We start from the raw sequence: 15,980 nt of genomic DNA, 5'->3' as shown, positions 1-15,980 counted from the left end.
GGCTACGGACCGGACAGGAACTTCTTGAGGATCGTCCCGGTGACCTCCGGGGCCTCCAGGTGTGGGTAGTGCCCGGCACCGGCCAGCGACACGCTGAGCAGATCCGGCCCGGCCAGGTCGGCGGACACGGCCATGGTCGGCGCCAGCACGACCGGGTCGAGCGCGCCGTGCAGTTGCAGCACCGGCACCTCGGTCCTGCGGCTCATCGCCTCGGTGAACCGGCGGCCCTCGGTGCGCAGTTGGGCGCGCACCGCCCACCGGTAGTACTCCAGCGCGCTGTGCGCGACCCCGGTGACCAGCGCCGCCGCCTGGAAGTTGCGCACCGCGACGGGAAACTCCGGCTGGTAGGTCCACTGTGGACCGGACAGCCGGCGCATCCGGGCCTCCACCCGCGCCGCGCCGTCCCGGATCAGCCGGCGCTCCGGCAGGATCGGCAGCTGCGCGGCGAACAGCTCACCGATCGCCCGGGCCTGGTTCTTCCGCTGTCCGCGCAGTGCCGTTCGGAAGATCTGCCGGCGCAGCGCCAGCGGGTGCGGAGCGGCCACCGCGCCGACCGAGGCCACCAGCCGGGGGTGCAGCGCGGCCACCGTCCAGGCGAGCAGCCCGCCCCAGCCGTGGCCGACCAGATGTGCCCGCCGCTCGCCGAGCGCCTTGATCAGCCCGGCAACGTCCCCGGACAGCGTCCACGCGTCGTACCCGCGCGGCGGCTTGTCCGAGTCCCCGTAGCCGCGCAGGTCCACCGCCACCGCCCGGAACCCGGCGTCGCCGAGCGCGGTGAGCTGGTGGTGCCAGGTCCACCAGAACTCGCCGAACCCGTGCAGCAGCACCACGAGCGGGCCCTCGCCGGCCTCGGCCACGTGCAGCCGGATGCCGTTGGCGAACACGTCCCGGTGCGCCCACCGGCCGTCGATCCGCACCGACGACGGGTCCGGTGTCGGGGGCACGGTCGGCGCGGTGCGCAGGGCGCGCCCGGTCAGCGCGGCCGGGGCTGGTTGCGGGCCGGATCGACCGGGCTGACCGCCGTGCCGGTCTCCTTGTCGTCCTCGGCGAAGTGGGCCAGCGTGTCCGCGGTCTCCCGCAACGTGCTGATCGTCCGCTCCGGAGCCTTGAGCTTCTTCATCTTCCGGACACCGAGGAAGGCCATCAGGGCCGCGACGGCCAGCATCTCGACCCACACGATGATCGATGCGACCCAGCGGTCCAGCCAGATGTCCAGCACATCTACCTCCATGAAGAAGAGGAAGAAGGTGCTGTACACGAACACCGCCAGCGCGATGATGAAGAAGATGCTGCCGACCAGGACCTTCTTCATCTCCTTGGCCAGTTCCGCCTTGGCCAGCTCGATTTCCGCCCGCAGCAGGGTGGACATGTGCGTGGTGGCGTCCCGGACGAGATCGCCGATGGACTGGCGGCTCGGATCGAAGGCACGATCGTCTGTCAGCGGGATCGACGGGACCCGGGGCAGCCCGTCGCCGTTGGTCTTGTCGCGCGCGCTGGTCACGTGCGTCATCGTGCCATGCATCAATCACCCGGGCTGCTCGGGAGTCGGCTCACCGCACGGCGGATCCGAACAAGACACCGACGAAGTAGGTGATCACCATCGTGGTCACGCCGACCGCCACGTTGCGCAGTACCGCGCGGGCCGGTGGCGCGTTGCCCAGCCGGGCGCTGATCACCCCGGTCAGCGCCAGCCCGACCACCACCGCGATCCCGCAGGCCAGCACCCGCAGGCCGGTCGACGGGAACGTGATGACCACCAGCGGGAGCAACCCGCCGGCGCAGAACGCCAGGAACGACGCCCAGGCCGCCTGCAACGGGCTGGTCAGGTTGTCCGGATCGATCTGCAGCTCCGCCTCGGCGTGCGCGCGCAGCGCGTCGCCCTCGGTCAGCTCGCGCGCCACCCGTGCGGCCAGATCGGGGGACAGGCCCTTCTCCTCATAGATCTCGGCGAGTTCGCGCTCCTCCGCCTCCGGCATGGTGGAGAGCTCGTGGCGCTCCAGGTCCAGCGCGGCCCGCTCGGTGTCCCGCTGGGTGCTCACCGAGACGTACTCGCCGCCGGCCATCGACAGCGCCCCGGCGACCAGCGCGGCCACGCCCGCGGTGAGCACCGTGAGCCGGTCCGGCGTGGCGCCGGCCACGCCGACCACCAGGCCGGCGACCGAGACGATCCCGTCGTTCGCCCCGAGTACGCCGGCCCGCAGCCAGTTCAGCCGCTCGGCGAGCCCGCTGTCGTGCGGCTCGCGCTCGTGCGCCAACTCAGTCCTCGGACGAGCCCGACTTCAGCCCGGCCGAAATCAGGTCCATCACCGACGAGTCGGCCAGCGTGGTCACGTCGCCGATCTGCCGGTTCTCCGCCACGTCGCGCAGCAACCGACGCATGATCTTGCCGCTGCGCGTCTTGGGCAGCTCCGGCACCACCATGATCTGCCGCGGCTTGGCGATCGGGCCGATCTCCTTGGCCACGTGGTCACGCAGCGCCTTGATCGCGTCGGCACCCTTGGCCTCGTCCTGGGCCACCCCGCCGCGCAGGATCACGAACGCCACGATGCCCTGGCCGGTGGTCGGATCGGTGGCGCCGACCACCGCCGCCTCGGCCACGGTCGGGTGCGACACCAGGGCGGACTCCACCTCGGTGGTGGAGATCCGGTGCCCGGACACGTTCATCACGTCGTCCACCCGGCCGAGCAGCCAGATGTCGCCGTCCGCGTCGTACTTGGCGCCGTCCCCGGCGAAGTAGAAGCCCTTATCGGCGAACCGCGACCAGTAGGTGTCCCGGTACCGCTCCTCGTCGCCCCAGATGCCGCGCAGCATCGACGGCCACGGCTGGTCGAGCACCAGGTATCCGCCGCCGCCCTTGCCGACCTCGGTGCCGGTGTCGTCGACCACCTTGGCGGAGACGCCGGGCAGCGCGGTCTGCGCCGAGCCCGGCTTGGCCGCGGTCACCCCGGGCAGCGGCGAGATCATGATCGCGCCGGTCTCGGTCTGCCACCAGGTGTCCACGATCGGGCAGCGGTTCTCGCCGACGTGCTCGCGGTACCACATCCAGGCCTCGGGGTTGATCGGCTCGCCGACCGAGCCGAGCAGGCGCAGCGAGGTCTTGTCGAACTTGGCCGGGATGTCGCTGCCCCACTTCATGAACGTGCGGATCAGGGTGGGCGCGGTGTAGTAGATCGTGACCCCGTACTTCTGCACGATCTCCCAGTGCCGGCCCTCGTGCGGGGTGTTCGGCGTGCCCTCGTACATCACGCTGGTGGCCCGGTTGGCCAGCGGGCCGTAGACGATGTAGCTGTGCCCGGTGACCCAGCCGACGTCCGCGGTGCACCAGTAGATGTCGGTGTCCGGCTTGATGTCGAACACGTACTTGTGCGTGTAGGCGACCTGGGTCAGGTAGCCGCCGGTGGTGTGCAGGATGCCCTTCGGCTTCGCGGTGGTGCCGGAGGTGTAGAGGATGAACAGCGGGTGCTCGGCGTCGTGCGCCTCGGGCGTGTGCTCGTCGCTCTGCCGGTCCACCAGGTCGTGCCACCACACGTCCAGCTCGGCGTTCCACTCGACGTCCTGCTCGGTGCGGCGGACCACGAGCACCTTCTGCACGCTCGGGTTGCGCGAGACCGCCTCGTCCACCGTCGGCTTGAGCGCGCTCGGCGCGCCGCGCCGGTAGCCGCCGTCCGCGGTGATCACCAGCTTGGCCGAGGCGTCCTCGATCCGGCCGGCGAGCGCCTCGGCGGAGAACCCGCCGAACACCACCGAGTGCGTCGCGCCCAGCCGGGCGCAGGCCAGCAGCGCCACCGGCAGCTCGGGGATCATCGGCATGTAGATGGCCACCCGGTCGCCCTTGGCCACGCCGAGTTCGATCAGCGCGTTGGTCGCCTTGCACACGTCCCGGTAGAGCTGCCCGTAGGTGATCGTCCGGGTATCGCCGAGCTCGCCCTCCCAGTGGAAGGCCACCTGGTCGCCGTAGCCGGCCTCGACGTGCCGGTCGACGCAGTTGTAGGCGACGTTGAGCTTGCCCCCGACGAACCACTTCGCGAACGGCGCGTTGGTCCAGTCCAGGATCTGGCTCCACTTGGTGTCCCAGGTCAGCAACTCCTCGGCCTGCCTGGCCCAGAACGCCTCCCGATCGTCCGCGGCGTCCTGGTATAGCCGTGCGCTCGCGTTCGCCTTGGCCGCGAACTCCTCACCTGGCGGGAACGTCCTGCTCTCGGTGAGCAGGTTGTCCAGAGTGGGGCTCTGGGCCGGCTGCTCGGTCATCTGGCCAGACCTCCTGACGTGCGGATACCTCGTTGTTCCCGGTAAACCGTAGTGCGCGGCCCACCCGGTGAACAACGGGTGTAGTGGTTCAGACCATTGTCACCCGATAGGGTCGCGCCCGTGACCGACCCGCTGGCCCCGCTGCTCGCCCTTCCCGGGGTCGATGACGCGGTCCGGGCCGCCCGGGACGCGGTCGACGCGGTGCACCGCCACCCGACCAACCGGCGGGGTTGGCCGGCCACCGCCGCCGAGGCCGTGGTGCGTGCGGCCAGGGCGTCCGCCGCCCTCGACGGCGGGGGCCCGACGATCCCGGACACCGGCGAGGTCGACGATCCGGTGCTGGCCGGCGCCCTGCGCATCGCCGACTCCATCGGTCCGCTGCTCCCGGTCTGGCAGCGCGCTCCGCTCCAGGCGCTCGCCCGCCTGCACGTGCTCGCCGCCGCCGACCTCACCGAGGACGATGCGCTCGGCCGGCCCCGCACCGGCCGCGGCGTCTCCGCCCGCCTCGACCTGCTGGCCACCCTGGTCGCCGGCGGCACCGCCGTGCCGGGCCCGATCCTCACCGCGGTGGTGCACGGCGAGCTGCTCACCCTGGCCCCGTTCCCGGTGGCCAACGGCGTCGTCGCCCGCGCCGCCGCCCGGATCACCGCCATCGCCACCGGCCTTGACCCCAAGGGCCTCGCCGTTCCCGAGGTCTTCCTCTACCGGCACCGGGACCGCTACGCCGCCGCCGCCGCAGGCTTCGACACCGGCGACCGCGACGCCGTGGCCGCCTGGCTCCTGTTCATCTGCGAAGCCCTCGAAGCCGGCTCCCGCGAAGCCACCGCCATCGCCGACGCCGCCCTCACCGGCTGACCGCCCGCCCCCCACCTTCGGCCAGCGCGGCGGCCACGGTCCGCGCGTTCGCCGCGAACTCCGCGTCCGGAACCCGGGGGAGCAGGTCGTTCCAGACCGCCAGCATGGCCCCGCGCAGCTGCATCATGCCCAGCGGCCGGGCCAGGAACCACATGTGGAAGTGCTCCGCCCCGTCGCCCCACCGGCTGAAGTGCGTCCGCCCCACCCCGTCGATCCGCCCGATCGCCACGGCGAGTCGCTGGATCATCGCCCCGAGTCCGGCCACCAAGTCCGGGCCCATGCTGTGCAGGCTGACGTGCTCGACCGGCGTCAGCAGCGCCATCATCGGCAGCCCCACCGGCTCGAACCCGGCGTAGACCGCCCACCGCTCGTCGCGCCAGACAAGACATTTCCCCGGATCGGCGCACGTACCGCACCGCGCACCGTCCGGCTCCCCCCGACGCGGCGGTTCCGGCACGATCGGCCGCTCCAGCGCCCGAACCGTGATCTCCCCCTCGAAGGGAAACAACGGGTCCCCGAGCACCGGCTCCACCGCCACCCGCTCCCCGTATGGCAACCGGTCGTGATATGCGGAGTAACCACTCATCGGACAGCCTTTCCCAGGTTCCCTTGGCGACGATCGCCGAGGCCACCAGGCAGCCGCGGCAGCGGATCAGCTGAGCGGAAGGACCTGCGCGGCGGCCAGGGTGTCGCCGTCGAAGCCTTCCAGGCGAAGGGTGCTGCCCGTGGGAGGCGCGGGGAGGGCGATCTGGTTGGCGCCGTCCTGCACCGGGGTGGTCAGCACCGGGCGCGGGCCGGCGTAGATGTCCAGGCTGGACAACGCCTTCGTGGTGACCGCGAGGGTCAGCGTGTCGGCGGTGGCGGAGACCACCGAGGCGGCCAGGGTGCGCGGGGTGCCGGCGGACAGGATCTCGCCGGCCTTCGCCATCAGGTCGGCGTTGCGCTCGAGCAGGTCGCGCCTGGTCAGGCGGTACCGGATGTCGGGCACGACGCCGAGGTCCTCGACCGGCTGGCCGAACCGGGTGCCGACCCGCAGCGACCGGCGCAGCGCCACCCGGAACTCGGCGCCGCCGGGCAGCGCCCGCAGCGGGCCCTTCGTCCACAGCGCGCGCAGATCCGCGTGGGTGAGCACGTTGGCCCCGCCGGCTCCGGTGTTGTCCGCGACTCCGAGCACCGGGCCGATGCCGTTGTCCTGGAACCCGGCCGCGAAGATGTCCGTCGCGCTGTAGCACAGCGCGTCGGTGATCAGCACGACCGGCCCGTGGTAGATCTGCCCGACGATGTTCACCAGATCCTCGGAGTACAGCGGCAGCGCGGCCGAGTACTGCGCCGCCGTCCGCACCGACTCCTCGATCGACGCCCGCCACGCGCCGAAGTCCGCGGCCCGCCGGCACAGGTCGGCGGTGAACTCGGTGTTGACGAACTGCATCGGCTCCGGCCGGACCCGGCCAGGGGTGAGGAACTGCAACAGGAACTCGGCCGCGATCAGGTACCCGCCGCCGTTGCCCCGCACGTCCAGGATCAGCCCGTCCGGCGGCAGCACGGACAGCAGCCGGGCGACCTCCTCGACGAACGCCCCGACCTGCCCGTCTGCCATGTGGAACGTGAAGATCCGCAGGTGGCCGAACGTGCCGTCGGCGGTGTCCACGGTGCGCGCCAGCAGTTCCTCGGGCCGGGTCGTCGGCACCACCCCGGCCACCACCTGCGCCGCGGTGGCCCGGGGCACCCGGGACCGGCCGCGCGCCACCCGCGCGACCTCCTTGGCCACGGTCGGTGCGAACAGCGTCCGCTTGGCCCGCCGCACCAGTTCGGTGCGCAGGTCCAGCCCGACCAGTTGTGTGCCGGGCACGGACAACCCGGCCGGCAGCGCGGGCGCCCCGGCGGTCACCTCGTCGGCGCTGTCGAACACCCGCCACGGAATCCGGGTCTGGTGCGCGGTTCCGTTAGCGGTGTAGGCCAGCTCAACCCAGTCCTCGTCCGGTGGCAGCGACATCCGCACCGCGCGCAGCGTCATGTTCTCCAGACCGCGGGCCAGCCGGGCGGCCTCGTTGCTGCCGGCCTCGCGCTCGGCGTTGCGCTCGACCGCGATCGCCATCGGCATGCCGTTCCAGTGGGTCAACTCCGCGCCGACGGTCAGGTTCGGGTCGCCGACCAGGTGGTCGAACACCTTGGACACGATCCAGTGCGGCCCGCTGTCGTCCTCGTACTGCTCGATCAGCACGCCGAGAAAGGCGAAGCCCCGGTACCGGTCCGGCAGGATGTAGTTGGTGTGCAGGTCGGACAGGGACAGGAAGATCCGCAGCAGCTCGGCGTGGAACCGGTCCTCGGGCAGCGCCGGCCGGTGCCGCAGCAGCCGCAACCGCTGTACCGGGTCCACGGCGTGCATCGCGCGCTTGAGCGGCAGGTGCACGTAGAGCCCTTCGACCAGGATCTCCGCCTGGTCGACGAGGGTGCGCCGGCCCGCGTCGGTCAGCGCCCGCTGGGTGGCGAAGGCGCGGAACTCCGGCATGGTTCGGATCGTGCCGAGTCCGTGTCCGCGGCCGAGTTCCGGTTGGTGCTGCGTGATCTGAGCCACACCGGCAATATCGGTGCGGTGCCGCGCGGCGTTAGAGTCGCGAGCCACGCCCCGGCGAGCATCAGCGCCGCGCCGGCCGCCCGCACCGGTGCCTTGACCGGTGGAGTGGGCACAATGGACGGATGGAGTGGGTCCGCTACCGGCGGCTGCCGGACCGCCCGGTGGAGGCCATGCACGCGCACTTCGAGCGGCACTCCTTCGACATGCACAGCCACGAGACCTACTCGTTCGGGTTGACCGAGTTCGGCGCGCAGGCGTTCGGCTGCCGTGGCGAGGCGCGGACCAGCTCCGCCGGGCTGGTGATGGCGTTCAACCCGGACGAGCCGCACGACGGCCGCGCGGCGGGGGCACAGGGCTTCACCTACCGGATCGTCCACATCGGACCGGAGCTGGTCGCGGATCTGTTGTCGGACAAGGCGGGCCGGGCGACCGGCTTGCCGCTGTTCGCCGATCCGGTGCTGCACGACCCGGTGCTGGCCGCGGCCCTGGCCCGGCTGCACGCCAGTCTCGGCGACGAGGCGAGTGCGCTGGCCCGGGACGAGGCGCTGGCCGCCACCGTGGCCGCGATGGTGCACCGCGGCGCGACCGCGGCCCCGCTGGAGTCATCGGCCACACGGCTGCGCCACGACGGGCAGGCAACGGCCGCGGACCGGGCCCGGGCCGTGCTGGATGAGGCATACCTGGACGACATCGGCGCCGACGAGTTGGCCACGGCGGCCGGCTGCAGCCGGTTCGCGCTGTACCGGGCGTTTCGGGCGCGCTACGGCCTGGCGCCGAGCGACTACCAGCGGCTGCTTCGGCTGCGGGCCGCGCGCCGGCTGATCGGGGCCGGCCATCCGGTGGCCGAGGCCGCCACCCGGTCGGGCTTCGCCGACCAGGCGCACCTGACCCGGTGGTTTCGCCGCTGCTATGGCCTCACGCCCGGCGCCTACCAGCGGGCCGGGCGTCCGGACGTCGGCTTCTAGCGGTCCTTCAGCCGTCCTCCGGACCGGGTGCCTAACGTGGTCATTGCGAGTCCCCCCTTCCTCGCGACGTGGGATCCCCAGAAGCGCGGGCCGAGATTCCTAGCATCTCGGCCCGCCTTCCCACGTTCAGACGGCCTTCGCGTCCAGCGTGGCCAGGGCGAGGCGGACGTGGCCGCCGGTGTCGGTGAGCGCGGCCGCGGCCCGGCGGGTGTCCACTCCGGACAGCAGATGCACCAGCGCCACCTTGAGGTCACCGGCGGACTGGGTCAGCGCGTCGGAGCACTCCTGCTGTCCGAGCCCGGTCGCCTCGCGCAGAATCCGTACGGTCCGCCCGCGCAGCTTGGCGTTGTTGGCCCGAAGGCTGACCATGAGGTTGGAGTAGGTCCGGCCGAGCTTGACCATCACGGCCGTGGAGAACGCGGTCAGCACCTGCTTCTGCGCGGTGCCGGCCTTCATCCGGGTGGACCCGGCGATGGCCTCAGGGCCAGTGTCCACCGTGATCATCACGTCCACGTCGATGGACCGGGTGGCGAGCGGGTTGTTGGAGATCAGGGCGGTGGACGCACCGAGCCGGTGCGCCGCGCGCAGTGCCCCGAGCACGTAGGGGGTGCGCCCGGAGGCGGTCAGCCCGAGCACGAAGTCGCCCGGCGCGGCGTCCCTGGCCAGTTCCGCGGCTCCGGCGTCGTCGTCGTCCTCGGCGTTCTCGACCGCGGCGCGCAGCGCCGTCGAGCCGCCGGCGTGGTGCATCACGAACCAGTCGGCGGGGACGTTGTAGGTGGGGGGAAGCTCGGCCGCGTCCAGGGTGGCCAGCCGGCCGGAGGTGCCGGCGCCGACGTAGTGCACCCGGTGCCCCCCGCGCAGCGCCTCGGCGGCGATGTCGACCGCGGTGGACAGCGACGGCAGCGCGGCGGCGACCGCGTCCGGCACCAGCCGGTCCTCGGCGTTGATCGCCCGAAGGATCTCCAGCGTGGACATCTCGTCGATGTCGATGGTGCGCGGGTTGCGGCGCTCCGTCGGCGAGTCCACGTGCACCGCCTGGCGTGGCACGGTCATTTCGCTCCCCCCTCGGTCGGGACCGGCAAAGGTCATTTCCCGGTCTCCCGGATTTTTCGCCGGCCGTCTTGCCGGGTCTCCAGCCGGTGCGAGCCGACGGCCTCCCGGGTGTCGTCCAGCGCGCGCATGGACCGGTCGAGATGGCGCTGCGCGACGCCGATGAACAGGCAGTCGATCACGGTGAGCTGGGCGATCCGGCTGGCCATGGCCCCCGACCGGAACGTGGTCTCCCGGGCCGCCGTGGTCAGCACGAGGTCGGCGACCTCGGTGATCGGCGAGGTGGGGAAGTTGGTCAGGGCCACGGTGGTGGCGCCGGCCCGGCGGGCCTCGCGCAGCGACTCGACGGTGTCGGTGGTCGCGCCGGTGTGCGAGATGCCCACCGCCACGTCGCCGGGGCCGAGCACGGCCGCGGAGGTGAGCATGATGTGCGTGTCGTTCCAGGCGAAGCTGACCCGCCCGATGCGGTGCAGCTTCTGCTGCAGGTCGGCGGCGACGAACGCGCTGGCGCCGACGCCGTAGACGTCCACCCGGCCGGCCGCGGCGATCGCCGCGACCACCCGCTGCAGGATCTCGATGTCGAGTTGGCCGGCGGTCTCCTCGACGGCCCGGGCGTCGGCGAAGGTCACCTTGCCCACGACGGTGGCCAGGTCGTCCTCGGGGTCGATCTCGCCGCCGAGGTCACGGTCGATGCGGGCCTCGGTGCGCGCCGTGTCGGCGGCCAGGGCGATCCGTAGCTCCGGGTATCCGCCGACCCCGATCGCCTTGCAGAACCGGGTGACGGTGGTCTCGCTGGTGCCGGCGGCGTCGGCGACCTCGGTGATGCTGCGGCGAGCGACGCTCGACGGGTTGTCCAGCACCACCTTGGCGACCCGTTGCTCGGCCCGGGCGAGACCGGGCAGCAGCGACCGGATGCGGACCAGGGGACTTGACTCTATGTGCTCTGTTGTCATGGCACTCGCGCTCACGTGGGAAACTTACTAACAGTCGAATGGTACGACAAGGTGAAGCGTGACCTGTGCCGGCTACGCTACCTAAACCTGGCCGAAACTTCAGGGGACGCCTTGTGGGCTTGCCAGCAGAATCGCTGGTCGGCCCCTAGTTGTTAGCGTTTCAACGTCAACGAGATTTGAGCTGCCACCCTTGTGGGTGCAACATGTGGGGTTCTTTCTCACCGTTGAGCAACACGCGATTACCGTCGGTGAGTAAAATCCGGTCCACGGAGACGCCTCGACCGGTGTAACGACTGTCGGTGCTGAATCGCCAGCGCATCGTGATGTCCGCAGCCTGCGGTACCTCCGCGCGCACCGTCCACCACGCGCGGTGTCCGGCACCCGACAGCGTTTGCGCAGGTCCGTCCGGGGCGCCCGGACCGCGGGCGGTCAGCTCCACCGGCTGCCAGGTGACCCCGTCGGTGCTCGACTCGAGGACAAGGCGATCGGTGTCCTCACTGTCCACAAAGGCGGCAAATTCCACCCGAACGGGCCCGGCCGAATGGACGACTTCAGTCGTCAGAGTGGACGAACTGGCGTCGCCGATGCCGGTGTACCAGGCGTCCCTTCCGTGCTTCGGGCGCACCGCGAGCGATTTCGCCAGGCCCAGCGCCACGGTCTCGCGGGCAATGTTGATCGACCCCCAGCTCCGGTTCGGGTGCACCCGGTTGGTGAGCAGGATCGTGAACGACCGCGACATCGGGTCGATCACCATGTCGGTGCCGGTGAACCCGGTGTGCCCGGCGGTCCGCGGCCCGGACAGCCCGCCCATGAACCAGCGCTGATCCAGCTCGAAGCCCAGCCCGTGGGCGTGCCCGGGGAACTCCTGGTTGTGGTCGGTCAGCATCAGCGTCACGGTCTGCGGGCGCAGGATCCGCTGGCCGGCGTAGCTGCCGCCGTTGAGGATCGTCTGGGCGAGCACGGCCAGGTCACCCGCGGTGGAGAAGATCCCGGCATGCCCGGCGACCCCGCCGAACGACCAGGCGTTCTCGTCGTGCACCGACCCGCGCACCATGCCCCGCGGCGGCGTGGCCATGTACTCGGTGGCGGCGATCCGGTCCAGCTTGCTCGCCGGCGGGTTGAACCCGGTGTCGGTCATGCCGAGCGGGCCGGTGATCCGCTGCTGGACCACCGTGTCCAGGGTCTGACCGGTGAGCCGCTCGACCAGCACCCCGAGGGTGATCAGGTTGAGATCGGAGTAGACGTAGGTGCTGCCCGGCGGGTTCACCGGCGCGACGTCCATCACCGCCCTGATCCGGGCCGGCACGTCCGGCTGGTCGCGCCACAGCGGCAGCCAGGCCACCAGGCCCGAGGTGTGCGTGAGCAGCTGCTCGACAGTGATCGACTCCTTGCCGTTCACACCGAACTCCGGCAGGTAGGTGGCCACCCGCTCGGTCACGTTCAGCCGGCCGTCCTCGTGCAGCTGCATCACCACGATCGAGGTGAACAGTTTGGTCACCGAGGCCATGTCGAAGATCGTGTCCGGCCGCATCGGCACCTGCGCCTCGGCCGGCAGCTCGGTGCCGGCCGCGTCGGCGTAGCGCACCGCGGACCCGGTCGCGGCCCGGCTGACCACCACGCCGTCGTGCGCCATCAGCGTGACCGCGCCGGAGAACAGCGGCCGGCCGGTGGCCGGGTTGGGCCGCGTCCATGCGCTGATCTTCGACAGTGCCTCGGCGATCGGCGCCGGCTCCAGCCCGGCCCGCTCCGGCGTGCCGTCCCGCAGCCTGGTCCAGGCCGGGGCGAAGCCCTGGTACACCCGGTCGAACCGGCCGCCCGGCCCGGTCTTGTCCTCGTCGGCCATGGCTACCTGGCTGCTCGCGGCCAGCGCGAGCACCATCGTGGCCAGTAACACCCGTCGCCCGCGCATGTTTCCACCCTCACCGGTAGATCAGATACGGCTCCCGCTGCCGGCGGAACGCCGCCAGCTCCTCCTGCCAGGCCCCGATCACCTCGTCGACCCCGGCCCCGGCGTCCACCATGCGGCGCAGCCGGTCCGAGCCGGACAGCTTGTCGATGAAGTTGTCCGGACGCCAGGCGAAGTTCGCCGGGTACAGCTGCCGGGCGGTCACGATCATCGTGATCGCCGTGCGGATCGCCTCGAAGTCGTCCGGGTCGGTGATGTGCAGCTGCACGCCGCCGCACACCTGGCCCACCCACTTGCTGAACGTCGGCGAGAAGTACGCCTCCCGGAACCGAACGCCGGGCAGCCGCAGCTCGTTGAGCCGCTCCGCCCAGCGCCAGTCCAGGTTGGGCGCGCCGATGATCTCGAACGGCCGGGTGGTGCCGCGCCCCTCGGAGAACACGGTGCCCTCGAACAGGCAGGTCCCCGGGTAGACCAGCGCGGTGGTCTCGCTCGGCATGTTCGGGCTGGGCAGCCGCCACGGCAGGCCGGTGCGGCCGAACAGCTCGTCGCGTCGCCAGCCGCGCATCCGGACCACGTCGAGGCTGGCCAGCCGCGCCCCGCCGGTGTCGCCGGGCAGCAGCTCGGCGTCGAAGAACCGGGCCAGCTCGCCGATCGTCATCCCGTGCTGCTGCACGATCGGCTTGAGCCCGATGCCGGAGGAGAACGCGGGGTTCAGCATCGGGCCGCGGGCCGAGCCGCCGACCGGGTTCGGCCGGTCCAGCACTACGAACGCGGCCCGGGTGGTGATCGCGGCGCGCATGGCCGTGTACATGCTCCAGATGAACGTGTAGAACCGGGCGCCCACATCGGCGATGTCGAACACCACGGTGTCCACCCCGGCCCGGCCGAACATTCCGGCCAGCTTGTCCGCGTTGGCCTGGTAGGCGTCATAGACCGGGATCTGGGTGCGCGGGTCGAGGTAGTCACCCTCGGAGCCGCCGGCCTGCGCGGTGCCGCGGAAGCCGTGCTCCGGGCCGAACGCGGCCACCGGTGGCACGCCGGCCGCCACCATCGAGTCCACGATGTGCGTGTGGTCGCGCAGCGCGCCGGTCGGGTTGGTCAGCACGCCGACCCGCCGGCCGGCCAGCGACCGCCAGCCCTGCGCGGCCAGCACGTCGGCGCCCGGGGTGACCCCGTCGCGGTGCCGGTCCGCGTCCTGTGGTGCGGCCTGCGCCGCCGTGCTCGCACTCGCGGTCGCGGTCGCCGCGGAGATCGCCGATGCGGCCAGGAAACGCCGCCGTCCGATGCCGTTCACCAGGTCAGTCCCGTGTCGAAGGGGTAAAGGATGGTGGCCGGATCCGTGCCGGCGGGGATGTCCACCGGCAGCTTCCCGTGCGGCGCGATCTCGCCGAGCAGCACCTTGGCCAGCGACTCCATGGACATCGCCCGCCACGAGTAGGTGGCCAGCCAGGTCGGATTGTCGACGAAGCCCGGGTCGTAGGGGATCTGCGTCGCGACCGCGATCACCGGCTTTCCGGTGGCCTGCAGCCGGGTGAGCAGTGCCCGCAACTGTGCCCGGGTGCCCAGGCTGTTGGTCAGCACCACGACCAGATCGGCGTTCTGCGCCGCGGTCACCGCCTGGGTGATCACCGCCTCGCTCGGGCTGGTGCCAGTGGGCAGCGCCGTGGCCGTGACGCCGCGCTGGGTCAGGCTGTTCGCCAGCCAGGTCGGTGTGCGGGCCGGCAGCACCGTGTCGCCGACCCCGGTGACCAGCACGTTGCTCGGCCGCGTGCGCAGGGGCAGCAAGCCGGCGTCGTTGCGCAGCACCGTCGTGGTCGCGTCACTGACCCGCTGCACCTCGGCCAGGTTCGCGGGCGTGCCCACCACCCGGTCCACCCGGTTCACGTCCACCAGCGGGTTGGTGATGATCCCGCGGGTCAACTTCTGCAACAGGATCCGCAGCACGCTCTGGTCGATCCGCTGCTCGGTCAGCCGTCCGGAGCGCACCGCGTTGATCACCGCGTTCTTCGCCAGCTCCAGGTTCGGCGGCATCAACAGCTCGTCGGCGCCCGCCTCGACCGCCATCACCGGGATCTCCTCCGGCGGGAACACGTTGGCACCGCCCATGCCGAGCGAGTCGGTCACGATCACGCCCCGGTACCCGAGCTCGCCGCGCAGCAGGTCGGTCAGGATCCGGCGGGACATCGTCGCCGGCGCACCCGACGGCTCCAGGCTCGGAATCTCGATGTGTGCGGTCATGATCGCGTCCACTCCGGCCGCGATGGCCGCCTGGAACGGCGGAAGGTCGATCCGCCGCCATTCCTCCTCGGTCCGGTTGATGATCGGCAGGCTCGTATGGCTGTCCGTCGCCGCGTCGCCGTGCCCCGGGAAGTGTTTGGCCGCCGAGGAAACCGTCTCCCGCGCCCGTCCCGAGTCCTGGTACCCGCGCACCTCCGCCCGCACCAGCTCACTGGCCAGCTCCGGCCGCGACGAGAACGATCGCGCGCCGATCACCGGGTTCAACGGGTTGGAGTTGACATCGGCCACCGGCGCGAAGTTCTGGTTGATCCCGATCGCCCGCAGCTCGTGCCCGTTGATCGTGGCCAACGACCGCGCATCGTTCGCGCTGCGCCCCGCGCCCACCGACATGTTCCCGGGGAACTCGGTCGCCGGCGCCTCCAGCCGCGTGACGTTGCCACCCTCCTGGTCGATCGCGACGATCAGCGGAACCCGCAACCCCGACCGCATCGCCGCCCGCTGCAACCCATTGGACAGCTCCGCCACCTGCCGCGGGTTGTCCACGTTGTCCGTGCCGGAGTTGTTGAAGTAGATGACCCCCCCGACGTTGTACCGCTCCACCACCTGCGCCGGCGTGTCCACGCCATAGTTCGTCCGGTTGGTCGGATGCACCTCGTCCGCCGACTTCCCCCAGACCGAGACCACGAACATCTGCCCGACCTTCTGCTCCAGCGACATCCGTCCGAGCAGCTGCCCCGCCAGCGCCGCCGCACTCACCCCCGCACTCGCCGGCGGCACGGCTCCACACAGGGCGCTGCCCACCAACGCCACCAGCCCCACGGACACACTTCGACGGAGCGACTTGGTCACCGCAGCCTCCGTAAGATTCTCACCGACACATCGGAGTATCGGTAAGTTACCCACGCCTGACCAGGCAGGTCAACCAACTCTGCTCCGCCCAACCACCCCAAGCAACCACCCAACTACCCCCAGGCCAATGCCCCCGCACACCAACCCGCCCGCCGACCATCAACCAAGGGTGTCCCCGCATCAACCCCGCTCCCCGGTCCGCGCCGCCCCCATGTCAATGCCCCCGTGCGCCAACCCGCTCACATCTGACCAAAGGTGTCCCCACAGCCCGAATCAAAGAGCCGCCCCAGGTCCACCCCCCCCCCGCACCTGAACCCGCTCACACCTGACCACGGTGTCCC

Annotated in this window: 13 protein-coding genes; 2 read left to right on the top strand and 11 right to left on the bottom strand. The window is 71.4% G+C overall.

The window, feature by feature from the left end:
• Positions 1 to 2: 2 nt before the first annotated feature.
• From VFV67_RS14840 to acs, 4 genes are read right to left on the bottom strand one after another with little or no spacing between them, the layout of a single operon-like run.
• Positions 3 to 944, bottom strand: coding sequence for an alpha/beta hydrolase (locus tag VFV67_RS14840; RefSeq protein WP_326470486.1), 942 nt, complete (start codon positions 942 to 944; stop codon positions 3 to 5).
• A 29-nt stretch (positions 945 to 973) separates the two neighbouring features.
• Positions 974 to 1,510, bottom strand: coding sequence for a phage holin family protein (locus VFV67_RS14835; RefSeq protein WP_326470485.1), 537 nt, complete (start codon positions 1,508 to 1,510; stop codon positions 974 to 976).
• A 40-nt stretch (positions 1,511 to 1,550) separates the two neighbouring features.
• Complete coding sequence (locus tag VFV67_RS14830; protein WP_326470483.1) at positions 1,551 to 2,255, bottom strand: VIT family protein; 705 nt, start codon at positions 2,253 to 2,255, stop codon at positions 1,551 to 1,553.
• A gap of 1 nt (position 2,256) precedes the next feature.
• Positions 2,257 to 4,248, bottom strand: a complete 1,992-nt coding sequence (acs, locus tag VFV67_RS14825) for an acetate--CoA ligase (protein WP_326470481.1) — start codon at positions 4,246 to 4,248, stop codon at positions 2,257 to 2,259.
• Positions 4,249 to 4,368: 120 nt separating this feature from the next.
• Here acs and VFV67_RS14820 point away from each other — a divergent pair, with 120 nt between their 5' ends.
• Positions 4,369 to 5,103: an oxidoreductase gene (locus tag VFV67_RS14820; RefSeq protein WP_326470479.1), complete on the top strand. Its 735-nt coding sequence runs from the start codon at positions 4,369 to 4,371 to the stop codon at positions 5,101 to 5,103.
• Here the strand turns inward: VFV67_RS14820 and VFV67_RS14815 are convergent.
• Both VFV67_RS14815 and VFV67_RS14810 read right to left on the bottom strand, forming a co-directional pair.
• Complete coding sequence (locus VFV67_RS14815; RefSeq protein WP_326470477.1) at positions 5,093 to 5,689, bottom strand: hypothetical protein; 597 nt, start codon at positions 5,687 to 5,689, stop codon at positions 5,093 to 5,095. The two genes, VFV67_RS14820 and VFV67_RS14815, sit on opposite strands and share 11 nt — an antisense overlap.
• 66 nt (positions 5,690 to 5,755) lie before the next feature.
• The gene (locus VFV67_RS14810; RefSeq protein ID WP_326470475.1) at positions 5,756 to 7,612 is read right to left on the bottom strand and encodes a S41 family peptidase; all 1,857 of its coding nucleotides are present in this window, start codon (positions 7,610 to 7,612) and stop codon (positions 5,756 to 5,758) included.
• 188 nt (positions 7,613 to 7,800) lie between these two features.
• Between VFV67_RS14810 and VFV67_RS14805 the strand changes: the two genes are divergently transcribed.
• The gene (locus VFV67_RS14805; RefSeq protein WP_326470473.1) at positions 7,801 to 8,643 is read left to right on the top strand and encodes an AraC family transcriptional regulator; all 843 of its coding nucleotides are present in this window, start codon (positions 7,801 to 7,803) and stop codon (positions 8,641 to 8,643) included.
• Between the two features lie 126 nt (positions 8,644 to 8,769).
• On the opposite strand, the gene VFV67_RS14800 is transcribed toward VFV67_RS14805, so the two are convergent.
• The 5 genes from VFV67_RS14800 to VFV67_RS14780 all read right to left on the bottom strand — a co-directional run bounded on the left by VFV67_RS14800 (position 8,770) and on the right by VFV67_RS14780 (position 15,639).
• A complete protein-coding gene (locus VFV67_RS14800) occupies positions 8,770 to 9,696 on the bottom strand; it encodes an N-acetylmuramic acid 6-phosphate etherase (RefSeq protein WP_326470472.1) in 927 nt (308 codons plus the stop codon).
• A 32-nt stretch (positions 9,697 to 9,728) separates the two neighbouring features.
• Positions 9,729 to 10,646 carry a MurR/RpiR family transcriptional regulator gene (locus VFV67_RS14795; protein WP_326470523.1) on the bottom strand — a complete coding sequence of 306 codons (918 nt, stop codon included), beginning with the start codon at positions 10,644 to 10,646 and terminating at the stop codon, positions 9,729 to 9,731.
• Positions 10,647 to 10,812: 166 nt separating this feature from the next.
• Positions 10,813 to 12,555 carry a serine hydrolase domain-containing protein gene (locus tag VFV67_RS14790; RefSeq protein ID WP_326470471.1) on the bottom strand — a complete coding sequence of 581 codons (1,743 nt, stop codon included), beginning with the start codon at positions 12,553 to 12,555 and terminating at the stop codon, positions 10,813 to 10,815.
• A 10-nt stretch (positions 12,556 to 12,565) separates the two neighbouring features.
• Positions 12,566 to 13,849, bottom strand: coding sequence for a DUF1343 domain-containing protein (locus tag VFV67_RS14785; protein ID WP_326470521.1), 1,284 nt, complete (start codon positions 13,847 to 13,849; stop codon positions 12,566 to 12,568).
• Positions 13,843 to 15,639 carry a glycoside hydrolase family 3 protein gene (locus VFV67_RS14780; RefSeq protein ID WP_414636254.1) on the bottom strand — a complete coding sequence of 599 codons (1,797 nt, stop codon included), beginning with the start codon at positions 15,637 to 15,639 and terminating at the stop codon, positions 13,843 to 13,845. The genes VFV67_RS14785 and VFV67_RS14780 overlap by 7 nt, the downstream gene beginning before the upstream one ends.
• Positions 15,640 to 15,980: the final 341 nt, after the last annotated feature.

The organism is Actinophytocola sp., assembly GCF_035762905.1.
Lineage (GTDB): Bacteria > Actinomycetota > Actinomycetes > Mycobacteriales > Pseudonocardiaceae > DASYTH01.
The sequence above is the reverse complement of the archived record's forward strand: the minus strand, read 5'-3'. Positions and strand labels throughout refer to the sequence as shown.

What these genes read in the sequence shown, in the direction of transcription:
- VFV67_RS14790 (WP_326470471.1), bottom strand. Translation starts at nt 12,555, where the DNA reads ATGCGCGGGCGACGGGTGTTACTGGCCACGATGGTGCTCGCGCTGGCC.
- VFV67_RS14795 (WP_326470523.1), bottom strand. Translation starts at nt 10,646, where the DNA reads ATGACAACAGAGCACATAGAGTCAAGTCCCCTGGTCCGCATCCGGTCG.
- VFV67_RS14810 (WP_326470475.1), bottom strand. Translation starts at nt 7,612, where the DNA reads ATGCCGGAGTTCCGCGCCTTCGCCACCCAGCGGGCGCTGACCGACGCG.
- VFV67_RS14800 (WP_326470472.1), bottom strand. Translation starts at nt 9,696, where the DNA reads ATGACCGTGCCACGCCAGGCGGTGCACGTGGACTCGCCGACGGAGCGC.
- VFV67_RS14805 (WP_326470473.1), top strand. Translation starts at nt 7,801, where the DNA reads ATGGAGTGGGTCCGCTACCGGCGGCTGCCGGACCGCCCGGTGGAGGCC.
- acs (WP_326470481.1), bottom strand. Translation starts at nt 4,248, where the DNA reads ATGACCGAGCAGCCGGCCCAGAGCCCCACTCTGGACAACCTGCTCACC.
- VFV67_RS14815 (WP_326470477.1), bottom strand. Translation starts at nt 5,689, where the DNA reads ATGAGTGGTTACTCCGCATATCACGACCGGTTGCCATACGGGGAGCGG.
- VFV67_RS14835 (WP_326470485.1), bottom strand. Translation starts at nt 1,510, where the DNA reads ATGACGCACGTGACCAGCGCGCGCGACAAGACCAACGGCGACGGGCTG.